24 protein-coding genes are annotated in these 24,965 nt (G+C 32.5%); 11 read left to right on the forward strand and 13 right to left on the reverse strand.

What is annotated here, in order from left to right; translation table 11 throughout:
- On the reverse strand, positions 1 to 699 hold a 699-nt coding region (locus tag ABJD66_RS10305; RefSeq protein WP_348131136.1), incomplete at its 3' end, for a class I tRNA ligase family protein.
- 345 nt (positions 700 to 1,044) lie between these two features.
- Here ABJD66_RS10305 and ABJD66_RS10310 point away from each other — a divergent pair.
- Entirely contained in the window at positions 1,045 to 1,488 is a 444-nt protein-coding gene (locus tag ABJD66_RS10310; RefSeq protein ID WP_348131139.1) for a hypothetical protein, read from the forward strand.
- A 70-nt stretch (positions 1,489 to 1,558) separates the two neighbouring features.
- Here the strand turns inward: ABJD66_RS10310 and ABJD66_RS10315 are convergent, their stop codons facing one another.
- The 4 genes from ABJD66_RS10315 to ABJD66_RS10330 all read right to left on the reverse strand — a co-directional run bounded on the left by ABJD66_RS10315 (position 1,559) and on the right by ABJD66_RS10330 (position 7,410).
- Positions 1,559 to 3,970 (reverse strand): TonB-dependent receptor, encoded by a 2,412-nt coding sequence (locus ABJD66_RS10315; protein WP_348131142.1) that lies wholly within the window; start codon positions 3,968 to 3,970, stop codon positions 1,559 to 1,561.
- A 1-nt stretch (position 3,971) separates the two neighbouring features.
- Positions 3,972 to 4,691 (reverse strand): DNA repair protein RecO, encoded by a 720-nt coding sequence (recO, locus tag ABJD66_RS10320; protein ID WP_303541959.1) that lies wholly within the window; start codon positions 4,689 to 4,691, stop codon positions 3,972 to 3,974.
- A gap of 115 nt (positions 4,692 to 4,806) precedes the next feature.
- Positions 4,807 to 6,150: an NADP-specific glutamate dehydrogenase gene (gdhA, locus tag ABJD66_RS10325; RefSeq protein WP_100894647.1), complete on the reverse strand. Its 1,344-nt coding sequence runs from the start codon at positions 6,148 to 6,150 to the stop codon at positions 4,807 to 4,809.
- Positions 6,151 to 6,255: 105 nt separating this feature from the next.
- Positions 6,256 to 7,410: a cystathionine gamma-synthase gene (locus ABJD66_RS10330; RefSeq protein ID WP_348131146.1), complete on the reverse strand. Its 1,155-nt coding sequence runs from the start codon at positions 7,408 to 7,410 to the stop codon at positions 6,256 to 6,258.
- A 73-nt stretch (positions 7,411 to 7,483) separates the two neighbouring features.
- Between ABJD66_RS10330 and ABJD66_RS10335 the strand changes: the two genes are divergently transcribed.
- Positions 7,484 to 8,233, forward strand: a complete 750-nt coding sequence (locus ABJD66_RS10335) for a DUF3298 and DUF4163 domain-containing protein (protein ID WP_303541954.1) — start codon at positions 7,484 to 7,486, stop codon at positions 8,231 to 8,233.
- A 40-nt stretch (positions 8,234 to 8,273) separates the two neighbouring features.
- Here the strand turns inward: ABJD66_RS10335 and ABJD66_RS10340 are convergent, their stop codons facing one another.
- Entirely contained in the window at positions 8,274 to 8,735 is a 462-nt protein-coding gene (locus tag ABJD66_RS10340) for a DinB family protein (protein ID WP_100894650.1), read from the reverse strand.
- Between the two features lie 100 nt (positions 8,736 to 8,835).
- Between ABJD66_RS10340 and ABJD66_RS10345 the strand changes: the two genes are divergently transcribed.
- On the forward strand, positions 8,836 to 9,192 hold the full coding sequence (locus tag ABJD66_RS10345) for an ArsC/Spx/MgsR family protein (protein ID WP_100894651.1): 357 nt from the start codon (positions 8,836 to 8,838) through the stop codon (positions 9,190 to 9,192).
- Positions 9,185 to 10,084, forward strand: coding sequence for a DMT family transporter (locus tag ABJD66_RS10350; protein WP_348131151.1), 900 nt, complete (start codon positions 9,185 to 9,187; stop codon positions 10,082 to 10,084). Before ABJD66_RS10345 ends, ABJD66_RS10350 begins: the two co-directional genes overlap by 8 nt.
- Here ABJD66_RS10350 and ABJD66_RS10355 read toward each other — a convergent pair.
- A complete protein-coding gene (locus tag ABJD66_RS10355; protein WP_100894653.1) occupies positions 10,081 to 10,560 on the reverse strand; it encodes an acyl-CoA thioesterase in 480 nt (159 codons plus the stop codon). The genes ABJD66_RS10350 and ABJD66_RS10355 overlap by 4 nt on opposite strands.
- 135 nt (positions 10,561 to 10,695) lie before the next feature.
- Here ABJD66_RS10355 and ABJD66_RS10360 point away from each other — a divergent pair, with 135 nt between their 5' ends.
- The 4 genes from ABJD66_RS10360 (at position 10,696) to ABJD66_RS10375 (ending at position 14,366) form a co-directional block, all read left to right on the forward strand.
- Positions 10,696 to 11,670: a nitronate monooxygenase gene (locus ABJD66_RS10360; RefSeq protein ID WP_348131155.1), complete on the forward strand. Its 975-nt coding sequence runs from the start codon at positions 10,696 to 10,698 to the stop codon at positions 11,668 to 11,670.
- 4 nt (positions 11,671 to 11,674) lie between these two features.
- On the forward strand, positions 11,675 to 12,637 hold the full coding sequence (locus ABJD66_RS10365) for an alpha/beta fold hydrolase (protein ID WP_100894655.1): 963 nt from the start codon (positions 11,675 to 11,677) through the stop codon (positions 12,635 to 12,637).
- 41 nt (positions 12,638 to 12,678) lie between these two features.
- A complete protein-coding gene (locus ABJD66_RS10370) occupies positions 12,679 to 13,161 on the forward strand; it encodes a cytochrome c (RefSeq protein ID WP_100894656.1) in 483 nt (160 codons plus the stop codon).
- Between the two features lie 164 nt (positions 13,162 to 13,325).
- Positions 13,326 to 14,366, forward strand: a complete 1,041-nt coding sequence (locus ABJD66_RS10375) for an aldo/keto reductase (RefSeq protein ID WP_348131158.1) — start codon at positions 13,326 to 13,328, stop codon at positions 14,364 to 14,366.
- Positions 14,367 to 14,429: 63 nt separating this feature from the next.
- Here the strand turns inward: ABJD66_RS10375 and ABJD66_RS10380 are convergent, their stop codons facing one another.
- The 6 genes from ABJD66_RS10380 to panC all read right to left on the reverse strand — a co-directional run bounded on the left by ABJD66_RS10380 (position 14,430) and on the right by panC (position 19,969).
- Entirely contained in the window at positions 14,430 to 15,083 is a 654-nt protein-coding gene (locus ABJD66_RS10380; protein ID WP_348131161.1) for an outer membrane beta-barrel protein, read from the reverse strand.
- A 94-nt stretch (positions 15,084 to 15,177) separates the two neighbouring features.
- Entirely contained in the window at positions 15,178 to 16,539 is a 1,362-nt protein-coding gene (radA, locus tag ABJD66_RS10385; RefSeq protein ID WP_348131164.1) for a DNA repair protein RadA, read from the reverse strand.
- Positions 16,540 to 16,627: 88 nt separating this feature from the next.
- On the reverse strand, positions 16,628 to 17,761 hold the full coding sequence (locus ABJD66_RS10390; RefSeq protein WP_100894660.1) for an alpha/beta hydrolase-fold protein: 1,134 nt from the start codon (positions 17,759 to 17,761) through the stop codon (positions 16,628 to 16,630).
- 28 nt (positions 17,762 to 17,789) lie between these two features.
- Positions 17,790 to 18,755 carry a lysylphosphatidylglycerol synthase transmembrane domain-containing protein gene (locus ABJD66_RS10395; RefSeq protein ID WP_348131167.1) on the reverse strand — a complete coding sequence of 322 codons (966 nt, stop codon included), beginning with the start codon at positions 18,753 to 18,755 and terminating at the stop codon, positions 17,790 to 17,792.
- A gap of 4 nt (positions 18,756 to 18,759) precedes the next feature.
- On the reverse strand, positions 18,760 to 19,110 hold the full coding sequence (panD, locus tag ABJD66_RS10400; protein ID WP_013620629.1) for an aspartate 1-decarboxylase: 351 nt from the start codon (positions 19,108 to 19,110) through the stop codon (positions 18,760 to 18,762).
- Positions 19,111 to 19,123: 13 nt separating this feature from the next.
- Complete coding sequence (gene panC, locus ABJD66_RS10405; protein WP_348131171.1) at positions 19,124 to 19,969, reverse strand: pantoate--beta-alanine ligase; 846 nt, start codon at positions 19,967 to 19,969, stop codon at positions 19,124 to 19,126.
- 106 nt (positions 19,970 to 20,075) lie between these two features.
- Here panC and ABJD66_RS10410 point away from each other — a divergent pair, with 106 nt between their 5' ends.
- The 3 genes from ABJD66_RS10410 to glmS all read left to right on the forward strand — a co-directional run bounded on the left by ABJD66_RS10410 (position 20,076) and on the right by glmS (position 24,735).
- Positions 20,076 to 20,885 carry a glycogen/starch synthase gene (locus ABJD66_RS10410; protein WP_348131174.1) on the forward strand — a complete coding sequence of 270 codons (810 nt, stop codon included), beginning with the start codon at positions 20,076 to 20,078 and terminating at the stop codon, positions 20,883 to 20,885.
- 5 nt (positions 20,886 to 20,890) lie between these two features.
- Entirely contained in the window at positions 20,891 to 22,759 is a 1,869-nt protein-coding gene (locus tag ABJD66_RS10415) for a DUF4270 family protein (RefSeq protein ID WP_348131177.1), read from the forward strand.
- Positions 22,760 to 22,887: 128 nt separating this feature from the next.
- Positions 22,888 to 24,735 carry a glutamine--fructose-6-phosphate transaminase (isomerizing) gene (gene glmS / locus ABJD66_RS10420; protein WP_100894665.1) on the forward strand — a complete coding sequence of 616 codons (1,848 nt, stop codon included), beginning with the start codon at positions 22,888 to 22,890 and terminating at the stop codon, positions 24,733 to 24,735.
- The last annotated feature ends 230 nt before the right edge of the window (positions 24,736 to 24,965 follow it).

Raw genomic sequence — 24,965 nt, forward strand, 5'->3', positions numbered from 1 at the left:
TATAAAAAAGACATCGCCTTCTACATTTTTAAATGCTTTAGGTAGCGTTTCTTTATTGGCCTTAAATTGAGCAGTTACAGTAGTATCTGTTACATCTTGGTAAGTACCTGGTTGGTTTAGCTCATGAGAACTAAGACCAGTACCAGCTTTAGGTGAATATGGCTGTATAGTATAACCTTTGTAAATTAGATCTTTGCTATATATTTGTTTTAGTAGCCACCAAACAGACTCCATATACTTAGACTTGTAAGTAATGTACGGATCTTCCATATCTACCCAATACCCAACTTGCTCGGTCATTTTGTTCCAAACATCCGTATAGCGCATTACAGCTTTTTTACAAGCAGCATTGTACTCCTCTACAGATATTTTTTTGCCAATATCTTCTTTAGTAATACCTAATTCTTTTTCTACACCAAGTTCTATAGGTAAACCGTGGGTGTCCCAACCAGCTTTACGCTTTACTTGGTACCCTTTCATTGTTTTATAACGAGGAAAAATATCTTTAATGGTACGTGCCATAACGTGGTGTATGCCAGGCATACCATTTGCAGAAGGTGGACCTTCAAAAAATACATATCCTTCTCCGCCTTCCCTATTGGTAACACTTTTTTCAAAAATGTTATTCTCTTTCCAATATTCTAGTATGTTCTCTGCTACCTTAGGTAAATCTAATCCTTTATATTCCTCAAACTTCATATTAAGTGCTTCTGGTACTACATTTTAATGTTTGCAAAACTAATCATTTTTGTGTAAATATTGCTTTTAATACATTAAAACGAAATCCGTTTTTAATCGTTTTCTTTTTTTAACTGATTTTTAATTGATTTACAATGTAACTGTGAGGAAATTAGTTGCCATTTGTAGGGATAGTAAATCTTTTTTTAACGTTTATAAAACATTAAATTTAAGTTGTTTGCCAATATTTTTGTGTTTTTATTAACAAATTAACCAAAGTTTTTTTAGGTTTGTACATCTAAATTATGTTTTAGAACGTAAATTAGATGTAACATATATTATAACAAACAATAAAAACTAAAAAGAATGAAAAAATTAATCTTAGGTTCTGCTTTAATGTTAGCTTTAAGCGTATCATTTGTATCTTGTAAAGAAGCTACTGACAAAGCAAAAGAAGCAACAGAAGCAGCAGAAAATACAGCTAATGAGGCTGTAGATGGTGCTAAAGAAGTTGTTGAGGAAACTAAAGAAGCTGTAACTGAAGCTGTAGACGGTATTCCTAGTTTTGACGATGCTGCAGTAGCAGAATACGTTAAAACATATGACGAATACGTTAGTGAATATAAAGAAGCTGCTGAAAGCAAAAATATGACTGCTTTTGCTGCTCTTGGAACTAAAGGACAAGAATTAGCTACTAAATCTCAAGAGGTTATGAAAAACCTTTCTGCTGATGATGCTAAAAAGTTAACTGAATATATGACTGCTAAGTCTAAAGAATTGCAAGAATATGCAACTAAAATGACTAACTAAGATATATTTTTAAATATACTTTAAGAGCCCGATTATTAATTTAATTGGGCTTTTTTGTGTCTAAAATTTTTTAAAATTGATAACTAATAGATGAAATTAGGTTTGCTCCTGGTGCAACAATACCAGATGAATATGTTCTGTAGCGTTGGTTAGTAATGTTTTCCCAGCCAACAGTAGCTTTTAAATTATTTGTTATTTTATAACTGGCATTAAAGTTTAGTGTTTGCCAATTTGGACTATAAGGATTTCCATTTTTATCTGAAGCATAAATATACTCTTTACTTTTTTCAGAGTTAGATAAGTTATTATAAGATACTTTGCTATTAAAATTGAAAAATAAATCAGTCTTTAATTTGTCATTTTTCCATATCAAATGTATATCACCAAAAGTTGGCGCTACGTGTCTTCCTGGAGATTCTGTGCCATCTTCCTCTTCTTCAATACCTTTTGTAAAAGTTACATTAGACGTTAAAGAAAGGTGCTCTGTAAAATAAGCATCTACTCCAAGTTCTACACCGTGAACATAAGCTTTTGCCGCATTTTGCATAGCTTGCACATTGCTTAATTCTCCGTGGTATTCTATTTCGGTTTCACCATTAAAAGTAAAATCTCTACGAACTAATGCATCTACTAAGTATGTGTATAATGCAGCAGCATTAACTATTATTTTGTCATTAAAATTCTTTTGTATACCTAAATCTACGTTATAGGCATATTCAGCTTCTAAATTAGGGTTTGGGACAACTACAGATCCTGGTTCCGAGTCAAATATTTTGCCAACATCATCAATATTAGGAGCTCTAAAACCTGTAGAACCATTAAATGTTATCTGTAGACTTTCTTTAGGAAACCAACTTAAACCAATACTACCTGTTAATGCTCCTGTGTTTAAATTTGCATTATCAAACGGAAAAGGATAAAAAGTTTTGTCAAATTCTGCGTTAATCCAAACGTGACTATAACGTAAGCCAGATAGTAAAGTTAGGTTTGGTTGTGCCTTGTATTCTGCATTAACATAGCCAGCTGTAGTTTGCCAAGTAGCGCCATCTGGGTATCTAGATGCTGCATTAGCAACTTGGTTGTTTTCAATATTAGTTTCAAAACCGTTAGAGTTTACTTTGTTAAAAATATATTCTAACCCATAATATAAACGTAAATCTCCAATACGTTTATTCTCTAGATCAATATTTGTAGACAGTGCGTGTACGTTTTCTTCAGTGCTACTAAGTATGGTAGATTCAAAATTTCTATCGTTTCTACTTTCTCCAAAGCGTTGGTAAGCAGTATTTACTTTTAGTCTGTCATAAAATTTACCTTTACCTTGGTGTTGTACTCCAATTTTTGTCATAAACCACTCTTGAGGTCCATAATACCATTCTGCAGAGCGTAAACCCTCACCATCACTGGTTGGTCTAATTAAACGGTCATACCTGCCGTAGTCCGATGTTTCTGAGAAATAAAACCCTAAATCATAATTCCAATTATTATTAGTCTTAAAGGCAATTTTTTGCATTGCATTTATTTGGTTGTAACCAGTACCAATCTGCTTTTTAGGGTTGCTATTATTTACTAATAAATCTTTCCCATTTACAGTTTTTATATAATTAGATCTTAAATAAGAATCTGGACCATTGTTACCCATTTTTAAATCATCAAAATTAGTATAGCTAACACTAGTTAAAAACGCCCATTTTTGTTTTCCGTAGTTAATGTCTGCATGGATTGTATTTTCTGTGTTTGCAGTAGAATATCTATAAGTAGTATTACCTGTAATAAAAGGCTCTTTAGACTTTGAAAAGATTGGCTTTTTGGTATAAAAATTTAAAACTCCACCAATAGCGTCACTACCATAAATAACAGATCCTGGGCCAAAAATAACTTCTGTGTTTTGTATAGAAAATGGATCTATAGAGATTACATTTTGTAAATTTCCACCTCTAAAAATTGCGTTATTCATACGTACGCCATCAACAGAGATTAATAACCTGTTGGTTGCAAAACCTCTAATCATTGGGCTTCCGCCACCAAGTTGACTTTTCTGCACAAATATTTTACCGCTCTTTTGTAATAGATCTGCTGCCGTCTGTGGATTTGTAAAAGTTATAGTTTTTTCTGTAATAGAGGCTACCTTTTGTGGAACATCTTTTTTTTGTTGTTCCCATTTAGAGACCGACATAACAACACCGTCTAGCTCCTCTGCAGTTAGTACCATATAAATGGTATTTCCTCTTTTTAAAAGTAAGTTTTTAGTTGTTTTTTTAGTTTGATATCCAATGTGTTTTAAAGTAATTTTTTCATCTTTATTAAAGATTGAAACATCTGCACTACCATTATTAGCTGTTAATGCAGTTTTGGTTTTATCAATATTAAAAATAGCAACATCTGGTATTGGCTCTTTTGTATCTTGGTCTATAATGATAATTTCTTGCGCAAAAGCACTAGAAAAAATCACAAAAAAAAGTATAAAAAAAGTACTACGCATACTAACGAAAAATTTCATTTAATATAACAAGAGACTTTGGTTTTCTAAATCCTTGTAAGTGTAATTCAAAATATAAGATAAGCGATTTTAATAACTCTTGCCTATCAGTTTTATTCATTTTAACTGTTTCTATTGCATCAAAATTTATGCCTAAGAAGGTTTTAAAGTAATTTAAATTTTTTCCTTCTAATATGGGGTTTAGAGTGGGTTTGTTGGTAAAACTTCCTTCTAATAAATCAAAATAGAAAAAATCATCATTTTTATTATCAGGATAAAATCCTAAATACTTGGTTATGCTTAATAAAAAATGAAGATGAAAATTAGCTATTTGTGTTTCTGTGTCTAGCCACTGTAGTGCAGCTTCTATATAGTTAAAAAGGTTTTCGTTAGGCTCTTCTTCTAACAAACTATTACTTAGCATTTCTGCTAAAAATTGCGCCATTGCATTTTTTGCAATATTAGTGTGTAATGTTTGGTAATGATAACTAGTTTTAGCTTCTCTAATGCTTTCTAAAGTACCTTTATTTTTATGTGTAGCAACAAGTTCTAATTGAGTTAAAGGTTGAAAATAAGCCGCTTTAATTTTTCCTTTTTTTGAAGATAAAACCCCTTTTAGTAGGTAAGATTTTAACCCGTCTGATAACGTATATGCTTTTACAATTAAACTATTGTCGCCATATTTAAGTGCAGAAAGTACAATAGCTTTTGTGGTTACTTGCATTAGTTGTTTTTAGGTACTGTAAATATAGTGATTTGAAGAATTATTATTTTTAGATTGAAAATAAAAAAGCTCCATTAAGAAAACTTAATGGAGCTTTTAAAATATATGTTATGTTTTAAATAACGCCTTGAGCTAACATAGCGTCTGCAACCTTAACAAAACCAGCAATATTTGCTCCTTTTACATAGTTACAGTAGCCATCTTTATCCTTACCGTACTCAATACATGAATTATGAATATCCTCCATAATTGTTTTTAATCTTTGGTCTACTTCTTCTCTTGTCCAGCTAATACGTAAAGAGTTCTGAGACATTTCTAAACCAGAAGTTGCAACACCACCAGCATTAGAAGCCTTACCTGGAGCAAATAATATTTTTGCTTCATGATACTCATGAATAGCTTCTGGAGTAGAAGGCATATTTGCACCTTCAGCAACACAAATACATCCGTTTTTAATTAATGCTTTGGCATCATCACCACCTAACTCATTCTGTGTAGCACATGGTAAAGCAATATCACAAGCAACATTCCAAGGAGTTTCTCCTTTATGAAAAGTTGCAGAAGCATATTTATCTGCATATTCAGATATACGACCTCTTCTATTGTTTTTAAGATCCATTACAAAAGCAAGTTTCTCAGCATCTATACCATCTTTATCTAAGATGTAACCCTGAGAATCTGATAATGTTAAAACTTTAGCTCCTAATTGTAATGCTTTTTCTGCAGCAAATTGTGCAACATTACCAGAACCAGAAATAACTACATTTTTACCAGAAAAATCTTGTCCTTGAGTCTTAAGCATGCTTTCTGCAAAGTAAACTGTACCGTAACCGGTAGCTTCTGGTCTAATTAAAGAACCACCCCAAGAACGTCCTTTACCTGTTAAAACACCAGTAAACTCATTTCTTATTTTTTTGTACATTCCAAAAAGGAATCCTATTTCTCTACCTCCAACACCAATGTCACCAGCAGGTACATCTGTATTTGGTCCAATATGGCGACAAAGTTCAGCCATAAATGCATGGCAAAAACGCATTACTTCATCATCAGATTTTCCTTTAGGGTCAAAATCAGATCCACCTTTACCACCACCCATTGGTAGTGTAGTTAAACTATTTTTAAATACCTGCTCAAAAGCTAAGAATTTAAGAATACTTGCGTTTACACTTGGGTGAAAACGTAAACCACCCTTATAAGGTCCTATAGCAGAGTTCATTTGTACTCTGTAGCCTCTATTTACGTGGATGTTTCCATTATCATCTACCCATGATACTCTAAAAGAAATTAATCTTTCAGGCTCTACCATACGTAAAAGTATGTTTTTGCCATTGTAAATATCATGATCAGCAATATAGGGGATTACTGTCTCGGCAACTTCTTGTACCGCTTGGATAAATTCAGGTTCATGACCGTTACGGGTCTTCACCTCATCCATAAATGCATTTATTTTTGCTTCCATATAGAAACCTTTATAATTGTTAAATTATTGAATTAAAATTATAACGGCAAAATTATACTATTTATATATTTTATACCGTGTTTTTTTAAAAATTTGATAAAATTATTATCCTATCGCTTGTTCTAGGTCATTAATTAGGTCGTTTTCATCTTCTATACCTACGCTAAGTCGTATTAAAGAATCTACAATTCCGCTTTTTTCTCTGTCTTCTTTAGGTATACTTGCATGCGTCATACTTGCTGGGTGACCAGCCAAACTCTCCACGCCACCTAAAGACTCAGCTAATGTAAAAATCTCTAATTTTTCGACTATTTTAATGGCATCTTTATAATTAGCTCCTTTTGGTACAAAAGATAGCATACCTCCAAAATCTTTCATTTGACTTTTTGCTATTTCATAATTAGGGTGAGTATCAAAACCAGGCCAAAATACGTTCTCTACCTTAGGGTGCTTAGCTAAATATGTTGCTATTGCTTTCCCATTTTCACAATGGCGTTGCATTCTAACATGTAATGTTTTTATTCCCCTTAACACCAAAAAGCTATCCATAGGCCCACAAATTGCACCACTAGCTTTTTGTATATAATATAGTTTGTCTGCTAATTCTTTATCGTTAACAATTAAAGCCCCCATAACAACATCACTATGTCCGCCTAAATATTTTGTGGCAGAGTGCATAACTATATCTGTACCTAAATCTAAAGGTGTTTGCAAATAAGGAGTGGCAAAAGTGTTATCTACTGCTAAAGGTATATTGTGTTTTTTTGCTATTTTACTTGCTGCAACAATGTCAATAATATTCATCATTGGGTTTGTTGGTGTTTCTACCCAAATAAGTTTTGTATTATTGTTAACGTAGTTTTCTATGTTTTTAGCATTGGCCATATCAATAAAATGAAATGTAATGCCAAATTTTTCATAAACCTGTTTAAATAAACGATAGCTGCCGCCATATAAATCGCTTGTAGAAATAACCTCATCGCCAGGACTTAAAAGTTTAATAACGGCATCTATAGCAGCAATACCGCTCCCAAATGCTAGTCCATAATTTCCGTTTTCAATACTGGCTAAAGATTTTTCTAAGGCTGTTCTAGTAGGGTTGGCACTTCTAGAATATTCATATCCTTTATGTTGGCCAGGTGTAATTTGTGCGTATGTAGAAGTTTGATAAATGGGTGGCATAACAGCTCCGTAAGCCTTATCTGGTTCTTGACCTCCGTGAATAGTTTTGCTGTTAAATTTTAAGTTATTTTTGCCCACACTTCTTTATTTATAACACAAATGTATCGTTATCTTTGCAGAATACAATGCGCTTGCACAATCTTATTTAGCTATGAATCATAAATTTTTCTTATTCCTTTTTTTAGTCGTATTAATTGGTTGTAATAACAAAAAAGAAATTTCTTTTGAGACCTTAACTATTTCAACAGAAAAAGAAATAAATAAACCTTTAGTTGTAGTAAATGTACCAAAAGCCATAAAAGAAACAAAAGTAGCGGCAGCAATTAATAAAGTTATAAAAGATAAAATAATTTCGCTTTTAATTTTTGATGACGAGGTGGTTGTTGATAATATTGATGATGCCATTTCTTCTTTAAACGAAGAGTTTTTAAGTGTAAAAGAAAAATTACCAGGAGATGCAACACGCTGGGAGGTAACCATAGATGGCGAAGTAGCTTATGAAACTGATAAAATAATTACAATAGATTTAGAAACTTACGAATTTACAGGAGGTGCGCACGGTTATGAATCTAGTATTTTATTAAATTTTGATGCTGTAAAAGGAGAGTTAATACCAAATGAAGAATTGTTTGCAAGTAAAGAAGCATTTTATAATTTGGCAGAAGCTACATTTAGAGCTCAAGAAAAAATACCAGCAGACGTTCCTATTAATGATACTGGTTTTATGTTTGAAGAAGAGGTTTTTACTCTGCCAGATAACATAGGTTATACTAAAACAGGGTTAAGATTGCTTTACAACACATATGAAGTTGGCTCTTATGCAGACGGGCAAATAGAAGTTTTATTACCATATGCAGAAGTAAACAAAATGTTAGCAATAAAAGGTAAAGAAAAAGAGTAACTTTTAAATAAAAATTACTCTCTGGTAGTTGTTCTTGTTGTTACTTACCAACGTTTCTTTTTAGGGCTAAAATAGCACCTATATGTATTCCTTCGTGTAAGGCGTTAAATTTCATAGCTTCTACAGCGTTACTTAATGTTACATTAAGGCTTGTTGTGTATGCGTTGTAATTTTTAAAGTTGCCCGCTTTGTAATCTGCTTCTGTTTGTTTTAAAGTAGAAAACAAAAGATCTTTAATTTGTGTTATTTCTTCATCAGTAACTTTTCCATCAGGGTAAGTGCCTTTTTTAAATTTTTCTACCATTTCATCAGAAACAAGCATAGGCATACCACTAAACTTGTATACTAATAGTTGTTGTGTAACTACAACGTGTGCAATGTTCCACCAAATATTATTATTAAAGTTTTTAGGTATTTCTAAAAGTAATTCTCTAGGAGTTTCTTCTAAAATTTTAAGTAATATTTTTCTAATTTGCTTAGAAGTGTCAAGTAAATATTCCACAATTATGTTTTTTGATAAAAATAGTACAATTCAATCAAATTGGGTTTCTTTGTAGTCAGTTTTTTGTTTCCTAAGTTAGATTCTAAATAGTTAAAATAAAATGAAGAAAATATATCATTTAAGTACTTGTGACACTTGTAAAAGAATTATAAAGGAACTACAGCCTTTAGATGGTTTTGAATTACAAGATATAAAAACCGAAAACATAACAGATACTCAACTAGAGGAAATGTATGGTTTAACGGGGAGTTATGAAGCATTGTTTAGCAAAAGAGCACGTTTGTATAAAGAAAAAGGCCTTGCAGATAAACAATTAACAGAGGAAGATTATAAAAGCTTAATATTAGAACACTATACCTTTTTAAAACGACCAGTTATTTTGGTTGGTGATGCTGTATTTGTTGGCAATAGTAAAAAAGTTGTTGCTGCAGCTAAAGAAAAAATTCAGGGTGAGTAAAAGAACACTGGCCATATTAGCCTGTTTAGGGGCAACTACAATTTATGGTTTAAACCATACTATTGCAAAAGGTGTTATGCCAACCTATATAAAACCTTTTGGTTTTATTATGGTACGTTTATTAGGAGCTTCTTTATTGTTTTGGTTGTGTTCCTTATTTATACCTAATCAAAAAATAGAACGTAGAGACTGGGGCAGATTGTTTTTGTGTGCCTTAACAGGTATGGGTATTAATATGCTTAGTTTTTTTAAGGGGTTAGAATTATCTACGCCAATTAATAGTGCGGTATTAATTACAATTGTACCCATTTTAGTAGTTGTAATGTCCGCTATTTTTATAAAAGAAAAAGTAACACTACAAAAAGGCTTGGGTATTGGATTAGGATTGATAGGAGCATTGTTTTTGATTTTGTACGGTGCAGAATTAAGACAGGATGCACCCAATATTCCGTTAGGTAATATTTTATTTGTTGTAAACGCTATTAGTTTTGGTACATATTTAATATTGATAAAAAAGCTATTAGAAAAATACCATATGTTTACATTATTAAAATGGCTGTTTACAATTGGTCTTGTACTTTGTTTTCCGGTTACAATTTCAGAATTTAGAGAAATTGAATGGAGCACAATACCAACTAGTGGTATTGGCTCTATTGTGTTTGTTATAGTAGGAACTACTTTTTTAACTTATTTATTTAACGTATACGGGTTGTCAAAATTAAAAGCATCTACAGTAAGCGCTTTTTCTTATGCACAACCACTAATAGGGATTTTATTTGCGGTAGTAACGGGTAAAGATACTTTAACTACGGTAAAAGTGGCGGGCACAGTTTTGGTTATTTTAGGGCTGTACTTGGCAACTAAAAAACCCAAATTACCAGTAAATGTCTAAAGTGGTAAATCTTTAGGAACCTTTGCAAATTTACGTGTGTCTTCTTTTGTAAGTATTTTAAAATCATCAGCTTTTTCAACTTTAGAAAAAGCATTCATAAACTCTTCAGGTAAGCCTGTTAAGCTTCTTGTTTGTAAGTTTATCCAAGCGCCTAGAATTTCGCAATGAGCAAAATTCCTTCCTTTAGAATCAAAAAAATTATGATGAAATTTAAAAAATTTTCCATCTTCACTTAACCCCATTAATTCTAAAGATACTTTTACTGGTTTACCAAAAAAAGCTTCTTTAAAATAATAGATGTGTTCATAAAAAACAACAGGTCCTATTTTGTTATCGGCCATAGATTTCTGGTTAAAACCCAATTCCATTAAAAACCCCATTCTAGTTTGGCTCATATAATTTACATAAGCAGAATTGGCTAAGTGCCAGTTAGCATCAATATCACTCCATCTAATTTCAAACTCTTTTAAGTACATATTTTTTAGAATTAATTGTTATGCGTGCATAATAAATGATAAAAATACTATAGTTTTGAGAAACTTAAACATATTACCCTATTAAAAGTAGTTAAATTTCTACTTTTTATTTTTTTAATTTAAAAAAACATATTCATGAGAACAATTGCCCCATTTGTAAAAGATCTTTCCCTGCCGGTAATAGCCGCACCAATGTTTTTAATTTCTGGACCAAAATTGGTTATAGAATGCTGTAAAAATGGAATAGTAGGTACATTTCCTGCACTTAATCAAAGAACAAGTGAAGGTTTTGAAGAGTGGTTAATTCAGATTAAAGAAGAGCTAAAAGCTTTTGAGGAAGAAACAGGTAAAAAAGCTGCTCCGTTTGGTGTTAATTTAATTGTACATCAAACAAATCCTAGATTAGAGGCAGATCTTATGTTATGCATAAAGCATAAGGTACCGCTAATAATAACATCTTTAGGTGCGGTGTCACAAGTAGTAGACGCGGTACATAGTTATGGAGGATTAGTTTTTCATGATGTTATAAAAAAACGTCATGCAGAAAAAGCTTCAGAAGCTGGTGTAGACGGTTTAATAGTTGTTGCTGCTGGTGCAGGTGGTCATGCAGGTACATTAAATCCTATGCCTTTGGTTGCAGAAATTAAAAAGTTCTTTACTAAAACAGTTATATTATCTGGTTGTATTAGTACAGGAAGAGATATTGCTTCTGCAAGACAGATGGGGGCAGATGTTGCTTATATGGGTACGCGTTTTATAAATACTGTAGAAAGTAAGGCAACAGAAGATTATAAAAAAATGATTATTGATGCAGGTGCTAGTGATGTTGTTTATACAGCATCTATATCTGGTGTGCATGCTAACTTTTTAGGAGCAAGTTTAAAAGCAGCTGGTATTACAGAAGAAGATTTAAAAAAGGATACTAAAATAAATTTTGGTAAAGAGATGGATACCGAGGCTAAAGCATGGAAAACAATTTGGTCTGCTGGGCAAGGTGTAACTAATATTAGTAACGCTGTTCCTGTATCTGAGTTAGTTGCCACCTTAAAAACTGAATTTGTAGAGGCTATTGAAGAGCAAAAGAAATTATTAGAAGTATACCCTAAATAATATAATGCCAATATTACAACCATTTTACAATCCGCCTTTACTTTTTAAAAGTGGACATTTCTCTACACTCTACACGGGTTTATTTAGATCTGTAGAAGTGCCAACACAAAAAAGAGAGCGCATACAATTATCAGATGGTGATTTTTTAGATTTAGATTGGAGTTTTACATCTAACAAGACAGATAAAGTTGCTGTAGTTGTACATGGTTTAGAGGGTAATGCACAGCGTCCTTACATTTTAGGAGCAACAAGAGAGCTTTTGTTATGTAATTATAATGTATGTGCAGTAAATTTAAGAGGTTGTAGCGGAGAAACAAATGTACTGTTTAGGTCTTACCACTCTGGTGCTACAGAAGATCTAGATGCTGTTGTGCAGCATATTTTGGGTTTAAAAATGTATTCTAAAATTGTATTGCAAGGTTTTAGCTTGGGAGGTAATTTAATTTTGAAGTATTTAGGAGAAAATAGGCAAAGGCCACCAGAAATTAAAGCGGGTGTAGGTGTTTCTGTTCCTTGTAGTTTGGCTAGTTCTTTAGAAGAATTGTTAAAGCCCAAAAATATACTGTATGCAACCAACTTTAAAAAACGTTTGCTTGAGAAGTTGCGAATAAAACAGGAGCAATTTCCAGATAAAATAGATGTATCAGAAATAAAAAAAATTAAAACCTTAAAAGATTTTGATGATGTATACACCAGTAGGGCAAATGGATTTGTAGATGCTTTGGATTATTATACTAAGGCAAGTTGCTTACAGTTTTTATCAGAAATAAAAGTACCTACTATAATTTTGAATGCAAAAAATGATTCTTTTTTAGGTGAAGCTTGTTATCCTGTTAATGAAGCAGAGAAAAATAGGAATTTGTTTTTAGAAATGCCGTTGTACGGAGGACACGTTGGGTTCTATGGCGACAATAACATTACGTATGCAGAAAAAAGGGCAGTTAAATTTTTAGAAGAGCAGGTTTAAATAAGAGTATTGCTTATATTAGTGCTTTAAAACTTAAACACATGAAAAAATTACTTTTAATCTTAGTTGCAGGCGTATTTATGGCGAGTTGTGGCGACAAAAAAGAGGATAAAAAATCCGATGGTTTTGAAATGAACAGAACCAAAAAAGAAGATAAAACAGCAGAAAAACAAGAAGGTGTTCCTGTAGATATGGACAATAAAGGTGTTGGTCCTATTAAATCTGTAGATTTAAGCGCAGAAGTAGATGCAGAAATGGCGGCAAATGGCGAGTCTATTTTTAACTCTAAATGTGTGGCTTGCCACGCAACAGATATGCGTTTAATTGGTCCTGCTGTAAAAGGTGTTTTAGATCGTAGAAGCCCAGAGTGGGTTATGAATATGATTTTAAACCCTGAGGGGATGTTAAAAGAAGATCCTATAGCAAAAGCATTATATAAGGAATACAATAATGCTTTAATGACTAATCAAGGTTTAACAGAAGAAGAAGCAAGAGCTATAACTGAGTATTTCAGGACGTTATAAAACTCACTTAGTAAAATATTAAAAACAGCGTTTGTCTTAGCTAAGGCAAACGCTGTTTTTTTATAGTAAAATCTGTAACAAATGCCTGTTTATATGTTTGATTAGACTATTTAATTTCCTAGATTTGGTTAAGAACATGAAGAATTTTTACCATATAAATGACTATGAAATACACTAAACTACCACATTCTAATTTAGAGGTGAGTGAAATCTGCTTAGGTACAATGACTTGGGGCAGACAAAATAATATTGAAGAAGCATTTGAACAAATGAATTATGCTTTAGAACAAGGAGTCAATTTTTTTGACACAGCAGAATTATACCCTGTACCGGCAAAGGCAGAGTTATATGCAGAGACTGAAAAAATTATAGGGAAGTGGTTTAAAGAAACAGGTAACAGAGATAAAGTTATAATAGCTTCTAAAATTGCAGGTAAAGCAGATTTTACTAAACACATTAGAACAACTGGCTTTCAAAAAGAAGGGTTAATTACTGCGGTAGAGAACAGTTTAAAACGCCTACAAACAGATGTGATTGATTTGTATCAATTACATTGGCCAGAGCGCCAGACAAACTATTTTGGACAAAGAGGGTATGAGCATAAAATAAATGACTTTTGGGAAGATAATATTCATCAAGTATTAGATACTTTAGGAGATTTAGTAAATGACGGAAAAATAAAGCACATTGGCTTGTCTAATGAAACGCCTTGGGGAACAATGCGCTTTTTAGAAGAAAGTAAAGTGCACAGAAAATTACCGCGTATGTCTACCATACAAAACCCTTATAGTTTGCTTAATAGAACTTTTGAAGTTGGCTTAGCAGAAATATCTATGAGAGAGGATATTGCTTTAATACCATATTCTCCACTAGGTTTTGGTGTATTAAGTGGTAAATATCTTGGTGGTTTGCAACCGGCAAATGCAAGGGTAACTATGTTTCCTAATTATAATAGATATAGTGGGGAAAATGCGCAGAAAGCAACACAAATGTATTGTGATTTAGCCCGTGAGCACGGTTTGTATTTACCGCAAATGGCATTGGCATATGTAAACTCTAGGCCGTTTGTAAAAAGTACAATTATAGGAGCTACCAATTTAAAGCAACTAGAAGAAAATATTGGAAGCGTAAATGTAAAGTTAACCGATGAGGTTTTGGAAAGTATAGAGGCTATACATAAGCAAATACCAAACCCAGCTCCTTAATAATATTCAAAAACAAGTAAAAATATAAAAGAGGCTGTACATATTGTGCAGCCTCTTTTTTGTTTAAAGAAGGATTAAAACCCCTAGATTAATATTACTTGTTGATAAATCAAAATTAAATGTGTTGCTTTCTCTTTTAGTGATAAATGAGTCAATACGATATTTATAAGAACTATAATTGTACCCAAGACTACCAATAGTAGCTTCTAATGCTATTTTATTACTTAAAAAATAGTTGAGTCCTGGTCTTAAGCCAATGAATATTTTTTTTTTGGGATCTTCATAACTATCAGAATTTGAATCTTTTCTCTCGTATAAAGAGTATCTACCTTCGGCCTGAAGAAATAAACTTAAGTTTTTGCCAGCTCCAAAGTTTTTTCTAATAAATGGGTTAATTATATATCCTAGACTTTTATTTGTGGACTCTTCATCGTTATAATTCTCTTCAGATTTAGCATAGTCCATTCCTATTCCTAGTCCAACAGTTAAGTCATTAGCTATAGTGTATCCAATTTTTGGTGTAAAACCGAATGAAAAACCCTTACTGTACGTGTTGTCGTCTTGATTGACTTGAAAGTTTTCAGTTTTGCTTGAGCCAATATTTAGACCGCCACCAATACTCCAGGTGTCTTTAGGAATTACTCTTTTGATTTCATTTTCTTGAGCAACACTTGTTCCGTAGATTGCTAAAAAGGTAATAAGTAATAATTTTTTCATCTTATTTTTTCAAGGATTAAGACTACTTATTATCAAGATTTATACCGCAACATAGCGTAAGAATATTAATTAAAAGTTAAATAACTTGAGTTTTTTAATTAAACAAAACTCTTACTACATCTTCAATTTTTGAGACCAAGTGTACTTTTATAACTGTATTTTTTAAGGTGATTTTATTGTTTTTAGACACAAATATGGCTGTAAATCCAAGTTTTTCTGCTTCGGATATACGTTGGTCCACTCGTTGTATAGGTCTAATTTCTCCTGCTAAACCAACTTCAGCGGCAAAACATACACCTTTAGGAATTGCAATGTCTGAGTTGCTAGACAATATAGCTGCAATTACAGCTAAGTCAATAGCAGGGTCATCTACAGTAATACCACCTGTTATATTTAAAAATACATCTTTAGCGCCTAACATAAAACCGGCACGTTTTTCTAAAACGGCTAATAACATATTAAGTCTTTTTGCATTAAATCCTGTTGTAGATCTTTGTGGTGTTCCATACACAGCAGTGCTAACTAGGGCTTGTATTTCTATCATTAAGGGGCGCATACCTTCTATAGAGGCAGAAATGGCTGTTCCGCTTAGTCCTTCATCGTTTTTAGAAATTAAAATCTCTGATGGGTTGTTTACTTCTCGTAAACCACTACCAAGCATCTCATAAATTCCTAATTCTGCAGTAGAGCCAAATCTATTTTTTAATGCGCGTAAAATTCTGTATACATAATTTCGGTCGCCCTCAAATTGTAAAACAGTATCTACCATATGTTCTAAAATTTTTGGTCCGGCAATAGTGCCATCCTTTGTAATATGGCCAATTAAAATAACTGGAGTATTGGTTTCTTTTGCAAACTTTATGAGTTCTGCAGTACATTCTCTAATCTGTGATATGCTACCTGCGGCAGACTCTATGTAGTCTGAGTGTAGTGTTTGTATAGAATCTATAACCAAAATATCAGGCTGAATAGTTTCTACTTGCTTAAAAATATTTTGTGTTTTAGTTTCTGTAAGTATAAAGCAAGTTTCACTATCCGTTGTTATACGGTCTGCTCTCATTTTTATTTGTTTCTGACTTTCTTCACCAGAGACATATAAAGTTTTATAAGGTAGTTTAAGCGAGACTTGTAGTAATAGTGTACTTTTTCCTATTCCTGGTTCGCCACCCAATAGTGTTAAGGAGCCTGGAACTAAGCCACCACCTAAAACCCTGTTAAACTCAAGATCATAGGTGTTAAGGCGTAATTCTTTTTCTGTGCTAATTTCTTTAACACGTAAAGGTTTTGTTGCAACTTTAGGTGTGTTGCTTGGAGGTTTCCAGCTATTTTTTTCTTCTTTTTGTATAACCTCTTCTACAATAGTATTCCATTCTTTACAAGCGCCACATTGTCCTGCCCATTTTGCGTATTGAGTACCGCAATTTTGACAAAAAAAAGCTGTTTTAGTCTTAGCCATAACCTACTTATTGGTTTTAGCCAAAGGTACTATAAAGTTTAGAATTTTATCTTTCTGCTATAGAGCTAGTCTATAGTATTTTATTAAATTAATATCCGAAGTCAGCTTTTAAAGCATCAATTTTTTCTAAAGCCATATCTTTAGTTAAAAAGTCTATCTCGTTCATTCCAAAAGCTTTTTCAAACGTACGTAGTGCTTTTTTTGGCTCTCCTATTTCTTCAAAATATTCACCTTCAAAATAAAAGCCAAGCATTGTATCCGGAAATTCTTTTTTACAAAGGTCAGATAGCTCTTTTAGAGATTCTGGTTCTTCTTTCTTTTTACTAGCAGAATATATTGCCATAACATCATTAAGATCTACTCTTTTTGTAAAACCAAAAGTTTCCTTAATTGTAGCGTATTTTTTTTCTAGATATGCGTAAGCAGGCTCTTCAGAAGTAATAATTTTAGTTTTATACTCTTTTGGACTAATAGGTTTAAAAATTTCAAAAATATCATCAAAAGCTTTTCCTAGTCCAAAAGTAGCTATAGATGTATGGTTGGTGTCATAAGCATCAAAGTAGTACTTAAAAGTTTCTTTTTCTATTGCAGCTAATGAGGTATTAAACTCGGCAAGTTGTTTTGTGTTTTTATTTTCTTCAACAATTAAGTGGTAAAATATTTGTTTATCTATAGCTCCAATTCTATTAGCAACTCTAGATTCCATTTCTGGCGCTAAAGTTGGAGATATACTTATGTATGAGCTAAAAAGTGGGTTTTCTTTAAAAAGGTAAAAATTTTCAAAATTGGCAGTAATATCATAGCCAACAATCATTTTAAAAGGAGATATATTGTAAGTGCTTTCTAAGTTGGGAACAACTTCCATACCCAGAAATTCAAAAAAAGCTTTGCCTTCTTCTGTTGGCAAACCATTTTCTTCATTAAAAGAACAGTCTTTTAACCTAGCTTGGTTGGCTTGTTGGTGAATGCCAACTACAATTGCTGGAGGCATTCCGTGAAATCTACTAAAAAATTTGGCTTTAGCTACAACATCGTCAAACATATACTCTGCATCTAAAACAACAATTAGCGTATGTTGGTCTTCTTCATTATATTCCTCAGGAATGTAATAACTAATATCTCTTTTTTGTTGAAGTTTAAAAGATTCAAAGACTTCGGTTTTAACTTGTGCAAATGCATTTAACCCTATAAATAGGGCAAAGGTTAAGATTGTTTTTTTCATTTTGGGTTTATTCTTTGTTCTAAAAAGACTATTTGGTTCTTTTTAATAACGGTAATAGTAGAAAAGATATTGCCCCAAAAACAACAACTAACAAAGTTTGTGATATCCACATAATCCAACCAAAAGCATCGCCAGAAACACTGCTTATGCCAAAAATAGCCAGAGCGCTGCTCACAACAATAGGGTAAAGTCCTATACCGCCATTAGTTGCGGTCATTGCAAATGCTCCAAAAATAAAGGCAACTAAAAGCTGACTAATAGATAAATCTATAGTCTCTGGTACTGTAAATTTTATAACCCAGAACATTCCTACGTAAACACTCCATATAAATAGTGTATGAAAAATAAATGGCCATTTATTCTTCATTTTAAAAATACTAGTAACGCCTTGTAAAAGTCCGGTTACAAAGTCTTTAATTTTAACTAAAAAAGGGTGAGTAGATTTTTTAATAAAATAAAAGAAAGCTAAAGCGGCAACGCCTGCGCCACCTAAGAGTATAAATATTTTAGTAAGGTTAAATCCTTTATTTTTAAAGAATTCTATAATAATATCAGTCTGTAAAAAAAAGGTAACTACAATAATAAGTAATAGCATTATTAAATCTATTACTCTTTCTGTTACAATAGTCCCAAAACCTTTTTCAAAAGGAACATCTTCATAAGTTGTTAGTGCTGTGGCGCGCAAAATTTCGCCAGACCTAGGAATTCCCAAGTTGGCAAAGTATGAAGTTAATATAATAAGTATGTTATTAATTATTTTGGGTTTGTAGCCAAGTGGTTCTAAAAGGTAGTTCCATCTAATTGCTCTAGATACGTGACTTAAAACACCCATCATTAATGAGATTCCAACCCAAAATAAGTCAGCCTCTTTTATATAAAAGATAATCTGTTTTCTATCCTCGGCAGAAGTAGAATTGTAAGAGTACCAAACTAAAAACAGTCCAAACGCAATTGGAAGTACTGTTTTTAAGGTTTTTTTTAAAGAGGCGGTCAAAAAATTAGTTTAATAGATTATTTTCTTCATTAGGAAAAACCAGAGATGGATTAAATTTCTTAGCTTCCTCAATATCCATACGTGCATATGTAATTAAAATAAGAATGTCACCAGCAGCAACTTTACGGGCAGCAGCACCATTAAGGGTAATTTCTCCACTTTTTCTTGGTCCTGGTATTGCGTAAGTTTCTAGTCTTTCGCCATTGTTGTTATTAACAATTTGTACTTTTTCTCCTCTAATAATGTTAGCGGCGTCCATTAAATCTTCATCAATGGTAATACTGCCAATATAATTTAGGTCTGCACCTGTAACTTTTACACGGTGAATTTTAGATTTTACTACTTCTATCTGCATAATACAAAGGTAATTAATTTAAAGCTATATTGTCTATCAGTCTTATATCTTTAGCATAAACGGCAATAAAGGCTCTATATTTTTTAGTTTTAATTTTTCTTTTAATTGTTTGTAGGTTGTCTGCATTTGTAATAGTAAAATATTCTAGCTCCAATAATTTATTTTTAGCAAACTGTGCAGTAACCCACTTGGTTACTTCTAAAGCACTTTTTGTGCCAAATTTTTGTTTGGCATCATTTAATGTTTTGTATATGAAAGACGCTTCGGTTCGTAATTCTGGTGTTAAACGCTCATTTCTAGAGCTCATTGCTAGTCCGTTTTCTTCCCTAACTATAGGGCAACCAATAATATTTACGGGTATTTTTTTTAAAGAAACTAGTTTCTTTATAATTTGTAGTTGTTGGTAATCTTTCTCTCCAAAATAAGCATTGTCAGGTTTTCCAATGTCAAATAGTTTTTCAACAATTGTTCCAACGCCGTCAAAATGACCGTCTCTAAACTCGCCTTCCATTACTTTTTCTAAACCTCCAAAATTGTATGTGTCAGATTTTATTCCGCTTTTGTAAATTTCTTGTGCAGACGGAGCAAAAACTATAATTTTTTTAGAAGCTTCTGTTAGCAGAGCAACATCTTCTTTTAAAGTTTGAGGGTATTTTTCTAAATCTTCGGCGTTATTAAACTGCGTTGGGTTTACAAAAATGCTCACAATTACGTGATTATTATCGTTTAAAGCCTTTTTAACTAAAGAAATATGACCTTTGTGTAAAGCTCCCATAGTTGGCACCATACCTACGGATTCTTCTTTAGATACGGTAGAAAAATGATTTTCTAACTCTTCAATTTTATGAAAAATATGCATAAATTTAATTTAAAACGAGAGCAAACTTACTATAATTACCGTTAATCTCTATAATTTTTGTAATTTTGCATCCTACGCTTTTTTGATAAATAAAAATCAGCTTCTTATGAATGGTAAAAAGATATTGTTTGTATCTTCAGAATTAATGCCCTATCTCCCAGAGAATCAAGTTTCCCAAATGTCTTATGAAACACCACGTATGGTGAATAGTAAAGGCGGGCAAATTAGAATATTTATGCCACGTTATGGTAATATAAATGAAAGAAGGCATCAGTTGCACGAAGTTATTCGTCTGTCTGGTATGAATTTAGTAATTAACGATATGGATATGCCGTTAATTATAAAAGTTGCTTCAATCCCTAAAGAACGTATTCAGGTTTATTTTATAGACAATGAAGAGTATTTTAAAAGAAAAGCAACCTTTACTGATGAAAACGGCACATTATTTCCTGATAATGATGAGCGTGCAATATTTTTTGCAAAAGGTGTTGTAGAGACAGTTAAAAAATTAAACTGGTCTCCAGATATTATTCACGTACACGGTTGGATGGCTTCTTTAGTGCCATTGTATTTAAAACAGTTTTATGCAGATGAGCCTTTATTTGCAGAAAGTAAAGTTGTTACATCTGTTTATAATCAAGGTTTTGAAGGTGAACTAGATAAAAATATTGTTAAAAAAATTGCTTTTGATGAGATAAGTGAGGATAAAGTAGATTCTTTGTCTACTCCTAACTATAATAATTTGTTAAAAGTAGCTGTAGATTATTCAGATGCTGTTATTTTAGCCTCAGATGAAGTTCCAGAAGAACTTACAGAGTATGTTACTGGTCTTGAAAAACCTGTGTTGTCTTACGTTCCTCTTCAAGAATTTGAAGAAGCGTATACCAACTTTTATAACAATGAAGTTTTAAAATAAGTTACATGAATTTTTACAATAAGTTTGTATTTTCTGCTTTAGCAGGGTTGTTTTTGGTGTCTACATTTGTTTCGTGTGAAGATGAGTTAGATACTATTGGTGGAGATGTTATCTCTGGCGAACCTTTTACAGCTAAAAAAGCTGTCTACGATGTTTTTGCTTACAATAAAAAGGTTAAAGCTGTTCAAACAAATGGTTTGCCAATTTATCAGTTAGGTACTTACGCAGATCCTTTGTATGGGAAAACTACGGCTTATGTAAATTCACAATTAAGACTTGCAGGGGGTGTTGCTAATCCAACTTTTGGATTGTATTCTCAGGCGATAGAAGATGAATCTACTACAGATGAGAGTGTTACAACTATACCGGAAAATGAAACAGTAAACAAGGTTACATTGTATATTCCTTTTTTAACTAAGTCAGATGCCTTGCGAGATATAGATAGCGATGGTGTAGATGATAGTTTAGATGATGAGCCAGAAGATCCAAGTAATGACTCGGACGGAGACGGACTTACTAATGCGCAAGAAAAGACTTTGGGGACAAATCCCTTAAATGCGGATACGGATGGCGACGGAACTAATGACGCTGATGAAGAGGATATAATAGAAGGGGCTTATGCTAAACAGTATGAGGTAGATAGTATTTACGGTAATGTAAGTGTTCCTTTTAATTTTAAGGTAGAGCGCTCTACGTACTTTCTTAGAGATGTAGATCCGACACAAAATTTTGAGGAAAGACAAATATATTATTCAGATTTTGAGTTTTCACCTAGTTTTATTGGTGAAACACTTTTTGATGGAGTAGCTAATTTTACGGATACAGAAACTGTAACTTACTATGAAGTTGACGATCCCGATACGGATGATGATGAAAAGGGAACTGTAAAAAGAAGATTGAATCCTGGGATAATTGTAGATTTGGAAGAGGTTATTCCATTTTTTCAAGAAAATATATTAGATAACGAAGGTCAAACAGAGCTTTTAAGTCAAACTAACTTTCAGGAATTTATTAGGGGGCTGTACTTTACTGCGTCTGGTGGTGATGGTGATCTTATGATGTTGTTGAATTTTGATACAGCTAAAATTTACCTAGATTATACTTTTGATAAAGTAGATACTAATGATACAGCAGATGATACTTCAGATGATTCTATTGTTGAAGAAGAATCTGTATATATATTAGATATTAATGCCGCTTCAGGTAATACTGTTAACTCTTTTGTTAATGATGATTACCCTGTTGATATTGCTAATAAAATGGATACAGGAGAAAATGCAGATCGTATTTATTTGAAGGGTGGAGCTGGTTCATTTGCTGAAATTAAATTGTTTGACGAGGTAAATGGTAGAGATGCTATTACTGAGATTAAAAATAACAATTGGATTATTAATGAGGCTAATCTAGTTTTTTATATAGATAGAGAAACGTTAGATGCTGCAGGTGCTTCAGGTAATGCTGTAGCTGAGCCACCAAGGTTATATTTGTATAATGCAGAAGATAATACATCAATATATAGTTTTCCATTAAGCGGTAATGATATTCCTAATGGTCCGCTTAGTCTTGGTGCTCTTACGGGTTATGATGGTATTATAGAGACTTCAAGTGATGGTAAAGGTGTAAAATATACTATTAGAATTACCGAATACATTAACAACTTGGTTGTTCGTGATGCAGAAAATATTACATTAGGACTTTCTCTTACTTCAGATATAAGGTATAGCGTAAATGCTCAGGCAATGTTAGAAGACGGTGAAGGTGAAATTCCACTTTTGTCTGTTGTTAATCCTTTTGGAACTGTTCTTTATGGTAGTAATATTGCTGATGAGGATAAAAAACTTCAATTAGAGGTTTATTACACAGAGACAAATTAAAAAGATTTTACGACTTATACGTTTTGTAGTATTTTTAGGTTATTATAACAGTTAAGTGCTTTTTTATTTTGTATTTATATTTAGATTTGCATTAATCATTAACTATAATAATTAATAACGAATACATTATGTGTGGAATTGTAGGGTATATAGGTCATAGAGAGGCTTATCCCATTATTATAAAAGGACTAGAGCGTTTAGAGTACAGAGGTTATGATAGTGCAGGTGTTGCATTGTTTGATGGAGAGAAAATCAACCTTGCTAAAACTAAAGGCAAGGTATCAGAATTAAAAAAGAAATCAGAAGAAACTATATCAACTAAAGGGTCTATTGGTATTGGTCATACAAGATGGGCAACCCATGGTGTTCCTAATGATGTTAATTCTCATCCTCATTATTCAAATTCAGGTGAACTAGTAATTATTCACAACGGGATTATAGAAAACTACGAGTCTATAAAAACTGAATTAATAAAAAGAGGGTATACTTTTGAATCTGACACAGATACAGAAGTTCTAATCAATCTTATTGAAGAGGTTCAAAAAAAGGAAAAAGTAAAACTTGGTAAGGCGGTTCAATTGGCCTTAAATGAGGTTGTGGGTGCTTATGCTATTGCTGTTTTTGATATCAAAAAACCAGACGAAATAGTAGTTGCTAAATTGGGGAGTCCATTAGCAATTGGTATGGGAGATAATGAGTTTTTTATAGCTTCAGATGCTTCTCCGTTTATAGAGTTTACTAATAATGCTATTTATTTAGAAGATGAAGAAATGGCTATTATTAGACTTGGTAAAGAAATCAAGCTTAGAAAAATAAAGAATGATGCAGTTGCTTATCCAAACATTTTGGAATTGCAAATGAATCTTGAGGAGATAGAGAAAGGTGGTTATGATCACTTTATGTTAAAAGAGATATACGAGCAGCCTAGAGCTATTTTAGATACTTATAGGGGGAGGTTATTAGCGGATCAGAAGCTAATAAAAATGGCTGGTATAGATGAGCATCTAGATAAATTTGTAAATGCAAACCGTATAATCATTGTTGCTTGTGGTACGTCATGGCATGCAGGTTTGGTAGCGGAGTATATTTTTGAAGATTTAGCGCGCATACCTGTAGAGGTAGAATACGCTTCTGAGTTTAGATATAGAAATCCAGTTATTACAGATAAAGACGTTCTAATAGCAATTTCTCAATCAGGTGAAACTGCAGATACTCTTGCGGCTATTAAATTAGCTAAAGATAATGGTGCATTTGTATTTGGGGTTTGTAATGTTGTTGGTTCTTCTATTGCTAGAGAAACCAATGCTGGTGCTTACACGCATGCTGGTCCAGAAATCGGAGTGGCTTCAACAAAAGCATTTACAACTCAAATTACTGTTCTTAGTTTAATAGCATTAAAATTAGCTCAGGAAAAAGGTAGTTTGTCAGACGAACAGTTTACAAACTTTCTAACAGAGTTAGAGTATATTCCAACTAAAGTAGAGGTTGCGTTGCAGTCTAATGATGCTATAGAAAAAATAGCAGAAGTGTATAAAGATTCTCCTAATTGTTTGTATTTGGGTAGGGGTTATAACTTTCCTGTTGCTTTAGAAGGAGCTTTAAAATTAAAGGAAATTAGTTATATACATGCAGAAGGTTATCCTGCTGCAGAAATGAAACACGGACCTATTGCTTTAATTGATGAATCAATGCCTGTAATCGTAATTGCAACCAATAAGGGGCATTATGAAAAAGTGGTAAGTAACATTCAGGAAATCAAATCTAGAAAAGGTAAAATTATAGCAGTAGTTACAGAGGGTGATGTTCAAGTAAAAGCCTTAGCGGATCATGTAATAGAGGTTCCAGAGACTTTAGAGGCTCTTACGCCGCTATTAACTACTATTCCTTTGCAGTTGTTGTCATATCATATTGCATTAATGAGAGGTTGTAATGTAGATCAGCCACGTAATTTAGCAAAGTCTGTTACTGTAGAGTAGTAGATATATACAGTATATAAGCCTAAGGTAAATTTTACTTTGGGCTTTTTTTATGTTTAAAATTTAAAGTTGTGTTCGTTTAATATTAAAATAACTCCCATTTATTACCCATTATACAAATAATTCTATAGGTTGATAATCGCCATTCAATAGTTAAAGTAATAGGGTTTAAGAGCGGTTAAAACTCGCGGACAGATATTTTTTAAAAAAGCATCAAAAAAGAATAGGTT

Source organism: Cellulophaga sp. (assembly GCF_039943695.1).
Lineage (GTDB): Bacteria > Bacteroidota > Bacteroidia > Flavobacteriales > Flavobacteriaceae > Cellulophaga.